General features: G+C 47.2%; 13 protein-coding genes, 1 tRNA gene and 1 pseudogene. 12 read left to right on the forward strand and 3 right to left on the reverse strand.

Annotation, left to right across the window (positions count from 1 at the left end):
• The first annotated feature begins 4 nt into the window (after positions 1–4).
• Positions 5–946 (forward strand): CysB family HTH-type transcriptional regulator, encoded by a 942-nt coding sequence (locus tag ICN13_RS09410; protein WP_216140091.1) that lies wholly within the window; start codon positions 5–7, stop codon positions 944–946.
• Positions 947–984: 38 nt separating this feature from the next.
• Here the strand turns inward: ICN13_RS09410 and ICN13_RS09415 are convergent.
• Positions 985–1069, reverse strand: a tRNA-Leu gene (locus tag ICN13_RS09415).
• A 153-nt stretch (positions 1070–1222) separates the two neighbouring features.
• On the opposite strand from ICN13_RS09415, the gene ICN13_RS09420 reads away from it, so the two are divergent.
• The 8 genes and pseudogenes from ICN13_RS09420 to rng all read left to right on the forward strand — a co-directional run bounded on the left by ICN13_RS09420 (position 1223) and on the right by rng (position 7894).
• The gene (locus tag ICN13_RS09420) at positions 1223–1942 is read left to right on the forward strand and encodes a YebC/PmpR family DNA-binding transcriptional regulator (RefSeq protein ID WP_216140092.1); all 720 of its coding nucleotides are present in this window, start codon (positions 1223–1225) and stop codon (positions 1940–1942) included.
• 40 nt (positions 1943–1982) lie between these two features.
• Entirely contained in the window at positions 1983–3260 is a 1278-nt protein-coding gene (gene purD / locus ICN13_RS09425; protein ID WP_216140093.1) for a phosphoribosylamine--glycine ligase, read from the forward strand.
• A gap of 36 nt (positions 3261–3296) precedes the next feature.
• Positions 3297–4208 (forward strand): oxygen-dependent coproporphyrinogen oxidase, encoded by a 912-nt coding sequence (gene hemF / locus ICN13_RS09430; protein ID WP_216140124.1) that lies wholly within the window; start codon positions 3297–3299, stop codon positions 4206–4208.
• A complete protein-coding gene (locus ICN13_RS09435; protein WP_216140094.1) occupies positions 4205–4894 on the forward strand; it encodes a nicotinate-nucleotide adenylyltransferase in 690 nt (229 codons plus the stop codon). The genes hemF and ICN13_RS09435 overlap by 4 nt, the downstream gene beginning before the upstream one ends.
• A gap of 47 nt (positions 4895–4941) precedes the next feature.
• Positions 4942–5328: pseudogene (gene rsfS / locus ICN13_RS09440) on the forward strand (ribosome silencing factor); the annotation flags it as partial.
• A 34-nt stretch (positions 5329–5362) separates the two neighbouring features.
• Positions 5363–5806, forward strand: a complete 444-nt coding sequence (rlmH, locus tag ICN13_RS09445; RefSeq protein ID WP_216140095.1) for a 23S rRNA (pseudouridine(1915)-N(3))-methyltransferase RlmH — start codon at positions 5363–5365, stop codon at positions 5804–5806.
• Complete coding sequence (locus ICN13_RS09450) at positions 5799–6434, forward strand: nucleoside triphosphate pyrophosphatase (protein ID WP_370622978.1); 636 nt, start codon at positions 5799–5801, stop codon at positions 6432–6434. The genes rlmH and ICN13_RS09450 overlap by 8 nt, the downstream gene beginning before the upstream one ends.
• A complete protein-coding gene (gene rng / locus ICN13_RS09455) occupies positions 6431–7894 on the forward strand; it encodes a ribonuclease G (protein WP_216140096.1) in 1464 nt (487 codons plus the stop codon). Before ICN13_RS09450 ends, rng begins: the two co-directional genes overlap by 4 nt.
• A 5-nt stretch (positions 7895–7899) precedes the next feature.
• On the opposite strand, the gene msbA is transcribed toward rng, so the two are convergent.
• Positions 7900–9663, reverse strand: coding sequence for a lipid A export permease/ATP-binding protein MsbA (gene msbA / locus ICN13_RS09460; protein WP_216140097.1), 1764 nt, complete (start codon positions 9661–9663; stop codon positions 7900–7902).
• A 10-nt stretch (positions 9664–9673) separates the two neighbouring features.
• Between msbA and ICN13_RS09465 the strand changes: the two genes are divergently transcribed.
• Genes ICN13_RS09465 through ICN13_RS09475 form a run of 3 tightly spaced genes read left to right on the forward strand, consistent with a single transcriptional unit; the run spans position 9674 to position 12380 of the window.
• Complete coding sequence (locus tag ICN13_RS09465) at positions 9674–10435, forward strand: glycosyltransferase family 2 protein (RefSeq protein ID WP_216140098.1); 762 nt, start codon at positions 9674–9676, stop codon at positions 10433–10435.
• A complete protein-coding gene (locus ICN13_RS09470) occupies positions 10432–11211 on the forward strand; it encodes a glycosyltransferase family 2 protein (RefSeq protein WP_216140099.1) in 780 nt (259 codons plus the stop codon). The genes ICN13_RS09465 and ICN13_RS09470 overlap by 4 nt, the downstream gene beginning before the upstream one ends.
• Positions 11211–12380: a glycosyltransferase family 9 protein gene (locus ICN13_RS09475; RefSeq protein ID WP_255534107.1), complete on the forward strand. Its 1170-nt coding sequence runs from the start codon at positions 11211–11213 to the stop codon at positions 12378–12380. Before ICN13_RS09470 ends, ICN13_RS09475 begins: the two co-directional genes overlap by 1 nt.
• Before the next feature lies 1 nt (position 12381).
• On the opposite strand, the gene dnaE is transcribed toward ICN13_RS09475, so the two are convergent.
• Entirely contained in the window at positions 12382–15999 is a 3618-nt protein-coding gene (gene dnaE / locus ICN13_RS09480; protein WP_216140100.1) for a DNA polymerase III subunit alpha, read from the reverse strand.
• Position 16000 lies beyond the last annotated feature (1 nt).

Below are 16000 nucleotides of genomic sequence, written 5' to 3' on the forward strand. Positions count from 1 at the left end.
CCCTATGAATCTTCATCAATTTCGCTTTGTACGTGAAGCAGTTAGACAAAACTTCAATCTGACAACAGCCGCTAAGGCACTCTTTACTTCTCAGCCTGGAGTATCAAAGGCGATCATTGAGCTTGAGGATGAGTTGGGAGTGGAGATCTTTCGTCGCCATGGCAAACGGATTCGCTCACTTACTGAGCCAGGCAAAAGAATTCTGAGCTCAATTGAGCGCATCTTGGATGAAGTCGAGACCTTAAAGCGGGTTGGCAAAGATTTTGCAAGCCAAGACCAAGGTAGCTTTGTTATTGCAACCACACATACACAAGCTCGCTATGCACTTCCTAAAGTGCTCACAGAATTTACAAAACGCTTTCCAAAGGTACGCGTTAGCATTCAACAAGGCAATCCGGGACAAATTGCAGAGTTGTTGACACATGATCGTGCAGATATTGCCATTGCCACTGAAGGTATTGCCAATACCCCTGGAGTCCTTGCATTGCCTGGCTATCAATGGCATCACGTAGTGATGGTGCCATTAAGTCATCCACTCCTCAATCAAGCAACGGTTACTTTAGAAGAGATTGCGAAGTACCCCATCATCACTTATGACAAAGCCTTTGCAGGCCGCAGCAAAATTGATGCTGCCTTTGCACAACGAAATATCACGCCAGATATTATTTTGGAAGCGATCGATGCGGACGTGATCAAAACCTATGTAGAAACTGGTATGGGCATCGGTATCGTTGCTGGTCATGCTTATGATCCAGATAGAGATCGGAACCTCAAAGTAATTCAAGCAGGTCACCTGTTTGGCAATAACGTTACCCACCTTGGCGTCAAACAAGGTGCTTATCTACGCTCCTTCGTGTACACCTTCATTGAGCTCTTCTCGCCGACCTTAACTAAGAAAATTGTCGAGCAAGCTATGAATAACGAATCGGATTCGTACGAAATTTAAGTTTTTGAAGAAACCCAAAGACTGAACCGTCATTTGAGTGGTGCCTCGGGGCGGACTCGAACCGCCACGCCTTGCGGCACCGGATTTTGAGTCCGGCACGTCTACCAATTCCATCACCGAGGCAGGTGTTTGCAGTGGAAATTCTGCTTAACTTTGATGCTTTGTTACTGCTAAGAGATGAAAGTGTAACAAAAAATGGCTCCTAACCCTCTACCTTTGGTCTAGAACCCCTTAAAATGAGGACTTCTAGCCAAATTATTAAAAGGAATTACCCGTATGGCCGGCCACTCGAAATGGGCCAATATTCAGCACCGCAAGGGTCGTCAAGACGAAAAACGCGGCAAGATTTGGACCAAACTCATTAAAGAAATTACTGTTGCAGCCAAACTTGGTGGCGGCGATGTCGCAACCAACCCTCGTTTGCGTTTAGCTATTGATAAAGCTAAAGATTCCAATATGCCGAACGACAACGTACAAAGAGCAATTCAGCGTGGCACTGGCTCGCTTGAAGGTGTGAACTACGAAGAGATTCGCTATGAAGGTTATGGCATTAACGGTGCCGCGATTATTGTTGACTGCTTGACCGATAACCGCACCCGCACCGTTGCTGAAGTTCGCCATGCTTTTAATAAAAATGGCGGCAATATGGGCGCCGAAGGATCAGTGGCTTTTCTATTCAAGCATTGCGGTCAAATGTTATTCGCACCAGGCACGAGTGAAGATCAACTCATGGAAGTTGCTTTAGATGCTGGCGCCGAAGATGTCATTACGCATGATGATGGCTCGCTTGAAGTTCTCTCTCCAGTACCAGACTTCTCTAAGGTACAAGATGCCATAAACCAAGCAGGCCTCAAACCTGAATTGGCTACGGTAGCAATGCGTCCTGAGACTGAGATTGCCCTAGAGGGTGAGCAGGCAGAGAGTATGCAAAAACTATTAGATGCGCTTGAAAATCTAGATGATGTTCAAGAAGTCTTTACGAACGCTGCTCTTTAAACAACTATTTCCTCATAACCTATTTAAGTCACAGCTAGCTATGAAAATTCTTCTGATTGGATCCGGCGGACGCGAACATGCATTAGCTTGGAAGCTTGCACAATCGCCTCAAGTACAAACTGTCTTTGTAGCACCAGGCAATGGTGGCACTGCCACTGCTAAGCAAGCTACTGCTGGTATTGAGAATCTACCAATTACTGGCTTACAAGAACTAGCAGACTTTGCTAAACGTGAAAAGATTCACCTCACGGTTGTTGGACCAGAAGCTCCTTTGGCAGCCGGCATTGTTGATGTTTTCCGTAATAATGGTTTACGTATATTTGGTCCAACCCAATTAGCAGCCCAACTCGAGTCGTCTAAAGATTTCTCCAAGGCATTTATGAAGCGGCACGGTATTCCAACAGCGGATTACCAAACCTTCTCTAGCGCTCTTGAAGCACATGCCTATATCGATGCTAAAGGTGCGCCAATCGTGATCAAAGCTGATGGTCTTGCTGCTGGTAAGGGCGTGGTAGTAGCCATGAGTCTGGATGAAGCACATGCTGCAGTCGACATGATGCTTGCGGATAATAAGTTCGGCAATGCCGGTGCGCGTGTTGTGATCGAAGAATTTCTAACTGGTGAAGAAGCCAGCTTTATTGTGCTGGTTGATGGCAGAAATGTTCTTGCACTAGCAACTAGCCAAGATCACAAGCGCTTACTCGATGCTGATCAAGGCCCCAATACTGGCGGTATGGGTGCTTATTCCCCTGCCCCTGTTGTCACCCCAGAAATTCATGCGCGGGCATTACGTGAAGTCATCATGCCAACCGTCAAGGGCATGGAAGCTGATGGCATTCCGTATACCGGCTTCTTATATGCTGGCTTGATGATTGCTCCAGACGGCAAGCTCAAGACTTTGGAGTTCAATTGCCGCATGGGAGACCCAGAAACGCAACCCATCATGGCTCGCTTACGGAGCGATCTTGTCAATGCGCTAGACCATGCAGTAGATGGCAAGCTCAATGAAGTTGAGTTGGAATGGGATCGTCGCACTGCATTAGGTGTAGTGCTAGCGGCCCATAACTATCCAGAGACTCCGCGTAATGGCGACGTGATTACTGGCATTCCAGCCGACACTGAAGATCAAATTACTTTTCATGCGGGTACTCAACTACAAGATGGCAAGATCGTGACTTCCGGCGGTCGCGTCTTATGTGTAGTCGGCCTTGCAGATACTGTTCGCGGTGCTCAGCAAAAAGCTTACGAAGCAATTAATCACATTCGTTTTGATGGCATGCAATATCGCAAAGATATTGGCTATCGCGCGGTTAAATAAGACAGAGGTTATCCCTTGACATCTACTCAGACCCAAATTGATATCGCAGCCCTAAAGGATTACTTTTTAGGCCTACAAGATCGCATTACGAGCGCGATGAGCGCACTTGATGGCAAAGCTTTCGTTGCTGATGAATGGCACAAGCCTGAAGACAGCAAACTCAAAGGCTATGGTCGGACCTGCACTTTAGATGGCGGCAATATTCTAGAAAAAGGCGGGGTTGGTTTCTCACACGTCCGTGGTGATCAAATGCCACCCTCTGCCTCTCATCACCGCCCCGAAGTAGCTGGTCGCAAATTTGAAGCCATGGGAGTGTCTCTAGTTTTTCACCCCAACAATCCCAAAGCCCCTACCACCCATATGAATGTGCGCTGCTTTATTGCGCAAGCCCCTGATAAAGAACCAGTTTGGTGGTTTGGTGGTGGCTTTGACCTTACGCCTTATTACGGCGTTGACGAAGACTGCAAACATTTTCATCAGACCGCTAAGGATGCACTTGATCCATTTGGCGAAGAGCTCTACCCTCGCTTTAAGAAATGGTGTGATGAGTACTTTTATCTCAAACATCGTGAAGAACCACGCGGTATTGGCGGCGTGTTCTTTGATGATTTTAATGAACTTGGTTTTGAGAAAAGCTTTGCGATGACACGGGCCGTAGGTGATGCGTTTATCAATGCTTATCTGCCGATCGTAGAGCGTCGTTATCAGGACGCATTCACGCCAGAAGAAAAGTCGTTCCAAGAGTACCGTCGCGGTCGTTATGTTGAGTACAACCTCTTATTTGACCGGGGCACGATCTTTGGACTGCATTCCGGTGGTCGCACTGAATCGATCTTAATGTCGATGCCGCCAGTAGTGCAGTGGTGGTACAACTGGCAACCAAAGCCTGGTACACCCGAGGCTAAGCTGTATGACTATTACCTCAAACCACGGGATTGGTTGGGTTGAGCACTACTCAGAGAATCGGCATCTTAGGGGGAACGTTTGATCCACCCCACGTAGGCCACTTAAAGCTAGCAACTCACTTTGCAGAAACATTGCAATTAGATGAATTACTTCTCATTCCCAGCGGTGAGCCCTGGCAAAAAGGTTCAGGCATTACGCCTGCAGAAATTCGCTTTCAGCTAACCGAGGCAGCCGCCAAAGATTTAGCCCGAGTTTTCTTATATTTAAAAATTCCAACCCGTATTGGTGTTGACCGTATTGAGATAGAACGTGCTGGTCCAAGCTACACCATTGATACTGCCAAAGCACTTAGAGAGCGCTTTGGGCCCAAAGCAAGTCTGATTTGGTTGACGGGGGCGGATTCACTCATCCAACTTCCGACTTGGCACTCGTGGCGCGATCTATTTCAATACATCAACTTTGCAGTGGCAAGTCGGCCACATTACGATCTGAATGCTGGGCTGAGCACTGAAATTCAGGAATTACTGAAAGCGCATCAGATAATGGACTCAGTCGCACTTGAAAAGCAGCCATCTGGCCTCATCTATATAGATGAAAGCCTATCGGTAGACCTTTCCTCTACCGAGCTACGTAAACGCCTTAAAACACCGGCTCGAAGCCAGATTGAGTCAGAGGCAATTTCCTCCCACACCCTACAAATCATTACAAATCTAGGCCTGTACCAGTAATCAAGCTAAGATCTTCCTAAATACTGAAAAAATATCATTGAGAAACCATGGACTTACGTAAATTACAACGCGTCATTATTGATGCTCTAGAGGACGTTAAAGCGCAGGATATTCGCGTTTACGACACCACGAAACTGAGTGAGTTATTTGATCGCGTGATCATTGCTACTGGCTCAAGTAATCGTCAAACTCGATCACTAGCGATGTCAGTGAAAGAAGATGTCAACGCTAAAGGTGGCGAAGTGATCTCTATCGAAGGATTGGAGACTGGTGAATGGGTCCTAGTAGATTGCGGTGATATTGTTGTTCACATCTTGCAGCCGATGCTGCGCTCTTACTACCAACTAGAAGGCATGTGGGGCGCCAAGCCTGTGCGCGTCAAATTAGCTGGTAGCAAAGGACTTGTTAAAGCAAGTGAACTTGAAGACGACGAGTAAGCAATACTCTTCATAATTGATTCGCTAGTCAATGCGCCTAACTATTGTTTCTGTTGGCCACAAAATGCCAGATTGGGTTGCTACAGCAACTCATGACTATGTCAAACGCATGCCAGCGGATTGCAGCATTGAAATTAAAGAGATCAAACCTGATCTCACGCCAGCCAAAGAATCCATCAAGATTACTGCTGCCATCCCAAAGGGATCAAAAGTAATTGCTCTAGATGAGCGCGGCAAAGATCAAACTACGCAAAACCTAGCCACCCAGCTAGCTACATGGCGCCAGGAAGGTGTTGATATCACCTTTTTAATTGGTGGTGCCGATGGCTTAGATCCTAGCCTGAAATCCAATGCACAGGCCATGTGGCGCCTTTCTAGCCTAACCTTGCCGCATGCCATGGCAAGAGTGATGTTGGTTGAACAACTCTATCGTGCTTGGACGATTTTGCAAGGGCACCCATACCATCGTGAGTAATGCTGTGTTTTCTTTTATCTATCTGGCTTCACAAAGCCCACGTCGCCAAGAGTTATTAAAGCAAATGGGTGTGCGATTTGAGATGTTATTGCCTAGCCCAGGTGAAGATACTGAAAGCCTCGAAACTCCCCTGCCCCATGAAAAAGCTCGGGCTTATGTTGAGCGTGTGACCTTAGCAAAGAGCGCTGTTGCTTTAGCACGCTGGCAAAAAAGTGGGCTTTCATGGGCTCCGATCTTATGTGCCGATACAACAGTTAGCCTGCCTAATAACAGTGAGGGAGAGATATTAGGCAAGCCTACCGATGCCGCAGATGTGGAGCGGATTTTAAAGATGCTTAACGGTAAAACTCATGAAGTACTCACAGCTGTTGCATTGACTATCAGTCCAAGCGAAAAACCGCTTTGCCTGGTGCAAGTATCCAAAGTGCAATTTACCAAGCTATCCCAAGAACAGATTGATTCTTATATTGCCAGCAGGGAGCCTTTTGGAAAGGCTGGGGCCTATGGCATTCAAGGGCTTGGTGGCACATTCATCCCTGCAATTGAGGGCAGCTATAGCGGTATCATGGGGCTACCCCTATTTGAAACTGCACAACTATTAGAGCGCGCTCAAGTGAAATGCATATGAATGAAGAAATCCTCATTAACATCACTCCCCAAGAAACACGGGTTGCTTTAATCCAGCAAGGCGCTGTTCAAGAGTTACAAATCGAGCGTACTCGTCAACGGGGAATCGTTGGCAATATCTATTTAGCCAAAGTCGTACGCGTACTTCCTGGCATGCAATCTGCTTTTATTGAAATTGGTCTTGAGCGCACTGCTTTTATGCACGTTGCTGATATCACCCAAAATAATCCGCAGGCGCAAATTGAAAAGCTGTTGTTCGAAGGACAGACGCTCTTGGTGCAGGTCCTAAAAGATCCCCTGGGCACCAAAGGTGCTCGCCTTACAACCCAACTTAGTATTGCTGGCCGCAACTTGGTATATCTACCACCAGCAGGCAGCGATCCTGCCACCGAAAAATACATCGGCGTATCGCAACGGATTGACCAACCAGAAGAACGTGAAGCAATTAAGGCTCGACTTGCAGGGCTTATGTCAGATGATGAAAAAGGGGGCATTATTGTGCGCACTAGCGCCCAAGATGCATCTGATGCCGAGCTTCTGCACGATATGCATTACCTGCGTACAACCTGGGAAAACATTCGGGTAGCAATGAAGCACAAACCTGCTCCGAGCCTGCTCTATCAAGACCTCAGCCTTGCTGAGCGAGTCCTGCGTGATGTGGCCGGTGAAGATACAACGCAAATTCGGGTTGACTCTGCAGAAAATTTTGAGAAGCTCAAAGGATTTGCGAATTTGTATATGCCTAACCTATTAGGTAAGCTGACATTGCATCGTGGTGAACGCGCGCTTTTTGACTTATTTGATGTTGATGCCGAAATTAATAAAGCTTTGGGTCGAAGAGTAGATCTTAAGTCTGGTGGATATCTGATGATCGACCAGACAGAATCAATGACAACCGTTGATGTCAATACAGGAAGTTATGTTGGCGCACGCAATCTAGATGACACTGTCTTTAAAACCAATTTAGAGGCTGCTCAAGCAATTGCTCGCCAATTACGTTTACGTAACCTCGGCGGCATCATCATTATTGACTTCATCGATATGCTGGGCAAAGACCATCAAGAGTCCGTGCTGCATGAGCTAAAACGCAATCTCGAGCGTGATCATGCCCGTACTTCAGTAAGTGAATTTTCTGCTCTAGGTTTGGTCGAGATGACTCGTAAAAGGACGCGCGAATCTTTGGCCCATATCACCTGTGAGCCATGCGCCACCTGCATGGGCAAGGGCGAGATAAAAACTGCTCAAACCATTTGCTACGAAATCCTACGTGAGATTGTGCGTGAGCATCGCCAATTTAATCCTCGTGAATTTAGAATCGTAGCCGCGCCCGATGTGATTGATTTATTTCTAGAGGAAGAAAATCAATTTTTGGCGCAACTAGGTGACTTCATCGCCAAACCAATTACCCTTCAAGCAGAAGGCAGCTTCCGCCAAGAGCAATACGATATTGTTTTAAGCTAACTTACTTAAGCGTTCGAGAACTGAATGCGATGCAAGTTGGCATAAAGACCATCTTTTTTGATGAGCTCTTCATGCGCACCATTTTCGACGATTTGACCGTGCTCTAGCACCACAATACGATCAGCGTGCTCAATCGTAGATAGGCGATGTGCAATCACCAGAGTAGTTCTGCCAGCCATCAATCGATCAAGCGCATCTTGTACTTGGCGCTCAGATTCAGAATCTAAGGCAGAGGTTGCTTCATCCAAAATTAAGATTGGGGCATTTTTGTAAATAGCCCTTGCAATGGCCAGGCGCTGGCGCTGTCCGCCAGATAAACGATTGCCGTTGTCACCAATCATGGAATCAATGCCTTCGGGCAGCTCTTTAATTAAAGCACCGAGATTGGCGGCCTCTAAAGCCTCAATGGCTCGGCCTCGGTCAATACCTTCTTGTCCAGTAGCGCCATAGGCTACGTTTGCAGCAATCGTATCGTTAAACAGAATGACATCCTGACTTACAAAGGCAATTTGCTTTCTGATATCGGCTAAGACAATATCCTCTAAGGGAATATCATCCAGGAAAATATGTCCACTCGTTGGTTTAAAGAAGCGCGGCAATAAATTCACTAGAGTAGATTTTCCGCCGCCTGATGGCCCAACAAATGCCACAACTTCGCCAGGCTTAATAGTTAGGTTAATTCCGCGTAAGGCAGCTTGTCGGCCAGCCTCTTGTTGATATGAAAATCCAACATCCTCAAAACGAATACCGCCTTTCGCCTTTTCCAAGGACTTCATATTCTCTCTGCGTTCTTTTGCCTCTTCAAAAGGTTCATCCATTAAGCCAAAAATCATTTCGGCAGCCGTCAAGCCACGTTGTAAAGGCTGATTAATATCAGCTAAATGTTTCAATGGAGAAATCACCAACATCATTGCGGTAACAAAAGCTGCAAAGCCTCCAACTGTCGTCCCCTCTGTAGCAGATTGCATCAAAGCAATCACAAGCACTATTGACAAGGCCATCGAGGCGATCAACTGAGTAATTGGCTGATTCAATCCGCCTGCTACTGCAGACTTCAAGGCAAACTGGCGCAAACGTTCAGCCTTCTCAATAAAGCGGTTCATCTCATATTGTTCGGCACCATAAACCTTCACGATCCTGTAACCAGCAGCAGCTTCTTCCACGATATAAGCCAATTCACTAGTTAAGGTTTGGTGCTCCCGATTGAGTGAGCGCAAGCGCTTATTAATCTTGCTCATCACAAATGCAATGATCGGGAAGATAATTAAGACCACCAGCGTCAATCGCCAGTTCAAGTAAATCAAGTAGCCCATCAAGCCGATTACAGTCAGAGAATCGCGCACCAAACTAATTAGCATGCCCCCCATGAGCGTCAGCACATTATTAACCTCGAATACCACTGCATTAATTAAATTTGATGCAGAGTTCTTTTGAAAGAAAGTAGTGCTCGCATGCAGCAATGTTTGGAACATTTGCTCTCGCAACTTCAGAAGTACCGCATTAATTACTCGGGTTAGCAAATAGCTTGAAAAGAACTGGGCCAAACTGCGCACCAAAGCTAACCCAACCAAGAAAAGTGGCACCTGCCAAAGCTTGCTATTCAGCTGGCCTGTAAAGCCGCGGTCAAGCAGCGGTTTCATCAAGGCGGGGATTGAGGTCTCAGCCGCGGCTACAAAAGCCATGGCCACCAAAGACCCAATAATTAAGCCAGTATGGGGTTTGAGGTAGGTAATTAAGCGATTTAGGGCGGTACGGTCTTGAGCATTCATATAATGAATTATGCCCACCTTATCAGTCATACTCATCACCCGCAATGAAGAGGCCAATTTGGACGATTGTCTAGCCTCCCTGGAAGGCGTTGCCCAGCAAATTGTGGTGGTCGATACGGCCAGCTCAGACCGTACCCTAGAGATCGCCCAAAAGTATGGCGCTATTACCTCCAGCCCGCCGGATTGGCCTGGTTTTGGCCCCCAAAAAAACCGTGCCTTAGACCTGGCTACCAGCGAATGGGTGCTTTCCTTGGATGCCGATGAAAGACTTACCCCCGCCCTGCGATCGGAGATTTTGAACGCTATCCAGCATAGCGCTCAGGTGGACTGCTTTGCCATTCCTCGCCTCTCTTGGTATTGCGGACGCTTTATTCGTCACTCTGGCTGGAGTCCAGATTATGTTGACCGTCTTTTTAAGCGTGGCACTGCCCACTTCTCAGATGACCTGGTTCATGAACGCCTCATTCCAAATGGTCAAGTCGCCAAGTTGGAAAATCCGATGCTGCACTACAGCTTCATGAACTACTCTCAAGTCTTACAAAAGATCGATCGTTATTCCACTGCATCCGCAGAGCAAGCTTTTGCTAAAGGAAAAACTAGCAGCCCCTTAAAAGCAGTGCTACATGGTTTCTGGGCATTCTTTCGTACCTATGTAATCCGCGCAGGCTTCTTAGATGGCGCTCAAGGATTTGCTTTAGCAATTTCTAATGGTCAAGGTACCTACTATCGTTATATGAAGTTGTGGCATCTCAATCAGGACGCTAGCAAATGATTTCGATTTTGTTGGCCACCTACAACTGGCCACAAGCACTTAAGCTATGCCTAGAATCTCTTGCGACACAAACAGATCGCAACTTTGAAATCATTATTGCCGATGATGGCTCTACCGAGAGCACCAAACAAGTGATTGAAGAATTTAAATCCTCTTCCTCGATTACCATAAATCATCTATGGCAGGAGGATCAAGGATTTCGAAAAACGATCATTCTGAATCGCGCGATTCAAGCTGCACATGGCGACTATCTAGTATTTCTGGACGGCGATTGCATTGTGCAGCCCGATTTCGTAGCGCGTCATCGTGCATTGGCACAAAAAGGATATTTGGTGACCGGTAGCCGAGTGCTTCTCAATGAAAAACTCACACAAGATCTGATTACTTGGCCACATTGGGACTTTCAACGCTTTAGCGCTAGCCTTTTAAGTAATCGCATCAGTGGTGGCATCAATAAATATTGGCCCCTCAAAATCAAACTTGGAAACGGCTCATGGCGAGACTACAAACAGTTTGTGTGGCGCCGTATTAAAGGCTGCAACATGGCTTGCTGGAAAGCAGATGCCGAGGCAATTAGTGGTTTTGATGAAACGATGACGGGTTGGGGTCATGAGGATGCCGATTTTGTCTTCCGCTTACAACATCACCGCATCATTCGTAAATCAGGCTCATGGGCAACAGAAGTATTGCATCTCTTTCATCAAATTCATGATCAAAGCAATGCTGCCGAGAACGCGCGCCGCGTCCGTGAAAAGATTCTGGCGAAGGCACTGTAATGAACCCCCCGAACATGAATACCTTCTCAGATTTAAAGCCTAAAAAGGTATTGTTTATTGCTACTCGGCAAATTGGGGATGTGCTAGTTACCACCCCTCTCATTAGCAAGGCCAGAGAGTTGTGGCCTGATGCTGAATTTCACTTTCTGGGCTATCGCGGCAAACTCGATATGCTTTACGGCAATCCAGACATCAACGAAATTATTGAAACTTCAGATCGTCCTGGTGTTGGTGAATACCTCTCCCTTTTTAATCGACTATTTCAGCGCTACGACTTAGCATTCGTTACCCAGCCTAGTGATCGCGCCTATCTTTATGGGCTAGTTGCTGCCTTTAGAAGAGTTGGTGTCTTAGGTGGCCACCCTCAAGGCAAAGATGTGGAAGATAAATCTAAAAGAAGTAAAGCTGAGAAACAGAACGCTTGGAAGAAATTGATCTGCATGCATACGGTAGATATCGATTACTTTAATCAACACGTCATCGCAGAAAAACTCCGCTTGCTCGAAGTCTTCTTTAGAAACCCTCCTGAATTATTCAGCAAACCGATATCTGTAACACCACCTGTTGGTGAAGCACTGACACCCGTCATTACAAATGCTCTAGTGCAACCCTATGTTGTAGTTCATCCAGGGCCACTGACTGCCTATAAGCGTTGGCCCTTGGCGCACTGGCAACATCTGATTACCTGGCTCGTTAGTAAAGGGTTTCAGGTGGTATTAAGTGCCTCGCCTGCTAAGCAGGATGTGCAACTCAATCACGACATCATCTCTCTCTTAAATGATGAGACTGCCGCGAAAGTCATTAATGCTGCAGGTAAGCTTTCTATTCCACAGGCTGGGACATTGCTGCGCGGTGCCGCACTATATATTGGCGTTGATACCTCCATCACCCATTTAGCAGCAGCTTGCAATACTCCTACGATTACTTTATTTGGCGCAACACCACCGACCAACTTTGGCCCATGGCCTAATGGCTTTATTGGCGAACAACCTTATCAGTTACGCGCCCGTTCACAAACTGTTGGTAATCTCACAATCTTGCAAGGCCCAGGTGAATGCGTTCCTTGCCGCAAGGCAGGCTGCCTTGATCGCGCTGATAGTAATAGTGAATGCTTAGATTTATTGGAACCCACTCAAGTCATTACCGCGATTGAGCAGGTAATCAAGTAACTCAGTGGTATTGAACCTGGACAGGATCTTTTTGTTTAGACGCTAGTAGTTGATTAAGACTATGCAAGCAAGCATCATCAGGATAAATGCGCAACTCTTCAGGAAACTGCATCAAGCAAGCTCCACCACTGGTAGTTACCGCAGCAGTCAACATCAAGCCCTTGATACCCTCATTGGAGCCCGGCATTGGAGGTGGAGCTGCGCCCATCTTTGGATCACGTACGCGATTAGCCATCAAATAAGGTCCGATTTGGCTACGCAGCATCTTCAGATCAATCGCAGAATCAATACAGACATGCACATTGCGAGCAAAGCGCATGCGAGCACCAGTGATATCCATTACCGCTTCAGCAACCACTCGCACGCCACCTGAAAATTTATCTGGCGTGACATTGACCTTAGCAATCAGCATCTCATCTTCTTTCAGCCAAGAGCGATTAGGTTCGTACACTTCGCTATACAGCGTTACCTCAATCGCAGCACTGCCATCATCAATGGTTGCGATCATCATACGGCCACGCTGACCCGTAAGCATGCGAGCAGAAGTAATGATGCCGGCAATTAACTGATCCTTACCTTCAGCTACTTTAGCCAAAGGCTGGCGTATGAAATGCCCAGTCTCGTCACGATAGGCATCAAACATATGCCCCGTTAGGCAAAGCCCTAAAGCGGTCTTTTCTTCTTGGAGGCGTTTCTTCTCAGACCAAACAGGTTCACGCACTAATTCTGGGAGGTGGCGATCTTCTTCTCCAGCAGCCTCAAATAAGCTCACCTGATGAATCGAGGCCTCTGCTTGTTCTGCAGCCTCAATGGCTCTGGCCAATGAGGCAAGTAAGGTAGATCGAATGTCATAGAGATTGCCCCCTGCAGGAACTGAATCACGATAGAGACTATCAAATGCACCAGCACGCATTAGCGCTTCAATGGCGCGGCGGTTAACTTGCCGACGATCAACGCGTGCGCAGAAATCAAACAAGTCTTTAAATGGTCCACCACTTTCACGGGCTTTGACAATCGCCTCAATCGCAGCCTCACCAGTACCTCTCACAGCGCCTAGGCCATAACGAATATGACTGATCGGTGAATCAGGCGCTGCATCAGGTGCACGCAATGGCGTGAAGTCGTATACGCCCGTATTGATATCAGGCGAGAAGACTCGGATTTGATTTGCCAAACAATCGTCATACAAAATCTTTACCTTATCGGTGTCATCCATAGCGAGCGATAAGTTGGCTGCCATAAATTCTGCTGGGTAATAAGCTTTGAGCCAAGCAGTTTGATAAGCCAAGAGTGCGTATGCAGCAGCATGGGATTTATTAAATCCATAACCCGCAAAACGCTCCATCAAGTCATAGATCTCGTTCGCTTTGCCTTCGCTAATGCCGCCCGCTTTTGCGCCATCACTAAAGATCTTGCGATGCTGCGCCATCTCTTCAGGCTTTTTCTTACCCATCGCACGGCGCAACATATCAGCACCACCCAATGAGTAACCACCAATCATCTGCGCCATCTGCATCACCTGCTCTTGGTAGACCATGATGCCGTAGGTCTCGCGCAGAACTGGCTCAATACGTGGGTCTGGATACTCTACTTTTTGACGACCATGCTTACGCTCAATAAAGTCTGGAATCAGGTCCATTGGGCCCGGGCGATATAAAGCCACCAAAGCAATAATGTCCTCAAAGCGGTCAGGCTTGGCTTCCCGTAGCATGCCCTGCATGCCGCGACTTTCAAGCTGGAATACAGCAACGGTGTTGGCCTTCTTGAGAACATCAAAGGCTTTCTCATCATCGAGCGCAATGTCACTAATACTCCAGTCTTTGCGATCTGCGTGTAGCGCTTTAATCCAACGCTCCGCTGCAGCCAAGATAGTGAGCGTAGTCAAGCCCAAGAAGTCAAACTTCACCAGGCCGATCGCTTCAACGTCATCTTTATCAAACTGACTAATCACGGAGCTACTGTCTTGATCTTTGCTCTCTTGTGTATAAAGCGGACAAAAATCGGTTAAGCGTCCTGGAGCAATCAATACGCCACCAGCGTGCATACCGACGTTACGAGTCATGCCCTCTAATTGTTGCGCCAGTGAAAGTAACTGTCGCACTTCATCTTCATTTTTCTCACGTTCGGCTAATTGCTTTTCTTCTTTTTTAGCCATTTCAATGGTCATGTACTGACCTGGCTTATTCGGAACCAGTTTGGCAATGCCATCGACGAAGTTATAGCCCTGTTCTAATACGCGCCCCACATCCCGAATCGCTGCTCGCGCTGCCATGGTTCCAAAAGTGGCGATCTGACTGACCGCATCCTTGCCGTATTTATCCTTAACGTACTGAATCACACGGTCACGACCATGCTGGCAGAAGTCGATATCGAAGTCGGGCATCGATACCCGCTCTGGATTTAAGAAGCGCTCAAAGAGCAGGTTGTAGCGTAGTGGATCAAGGTCCGTAATACCCAGGGAGTAAGCCACTAAAGAGCCTGCACCAGATCCACGACCTGGGCCAACTGGTACGCCATTATTTTTAGCCCAGTTAATGAAGTCCGCCACAATCAGGAAGTAACCCGGAAATCCCATTTGAGCAATCGTCTTCACCTCAAACACTAAACGCTCGTGATAGCGCGACATTTCTTTAGCGCGCTCTTCGGCGTCCGGGAAGTTGCGCTCCATGTGACGCTTCAGCCCAATCTCAGATTGAGCTAGTAAATATTCATCAAGGGTGATGCCTGGGGGTGTAGGGAAATCTGGCAGACGTGGCTGGCCAAGGACCAGCGATAAGTTGCAACGCTTCGCAATTTCTACAGAGTTTGTGATTGCAGCGGGCAAATCTGCAAAACGCTTTTCCATTTCGGCTTGCGTTAAGAAGTATTGCTCGTCATTAAATTTCTTGGCGCGTCTTGGGTTACCCAATAGCTCTCCCTCAGCAATGCACACCCGTGCCTCATGGGCCGTGAAATCGCTCTTTTGCATGAACTGCACTGGGTGGGTCGCTACTATCGGCAGTTTCAGCTCACTAGCTAAGTGGCAGGCAAGCTGGAGCTGTTTTTCATCCTGCTGATGGCCGCCACGCTGCACTTCAATATAGAAAGAATTCGGGAATAACTTCTCATACCGTCTGGCAACAATCTTGGCCTGATCATCTTGACCTGCTAGTAAAGCGCTACCCACTTCACCTTGGCGTGCACCGGATAGTGCAATCAATCCATCAGCAAGGGTTTTCTTGGCTTTCTTATCTTCCGCTTTGGCAGCGGGTTCACTAAACCAGGCGGAGTCAACTTCAGCACGACCGCGAGATTGGTTATCTAAAGAAGCTCTGCTCAGTAGTTCACACAAATTGAGGTAACCAGAATGGTTCTGAACTAAAAGCAATAAGCGATGAGGCTGATCTGGATCTTGAGGATTACTTACCCAAACATCAGCACCGGCAATTGGCTTAATACCGCTAGATCGAGCCGCGGTATAAAAACGCACTAAACCGAATAAGTTACTGAGGTCGGTTAGGGCTAAGGCGCCCATTTCATCTTTAACGGCGGCGGCAACTGCATCGTCAATACGAACCACTCCATCCGTAATCGAAAACTCGGAATGAAGGCGAAGATGGACAAAACGGGGTGAAGCCATG

It is taken from the genome of Polynucleobacter sp. MWH-Berg-3C6 (assembly GCF_018881855.1).
In the GTDB taxonomy this organism is placed as follows: domain Bacteria; phylum Pseudomonadota; class Gammaproteobacteria; order Burkholderiales; family Burkholderiaceae; genus Polynucleobacter.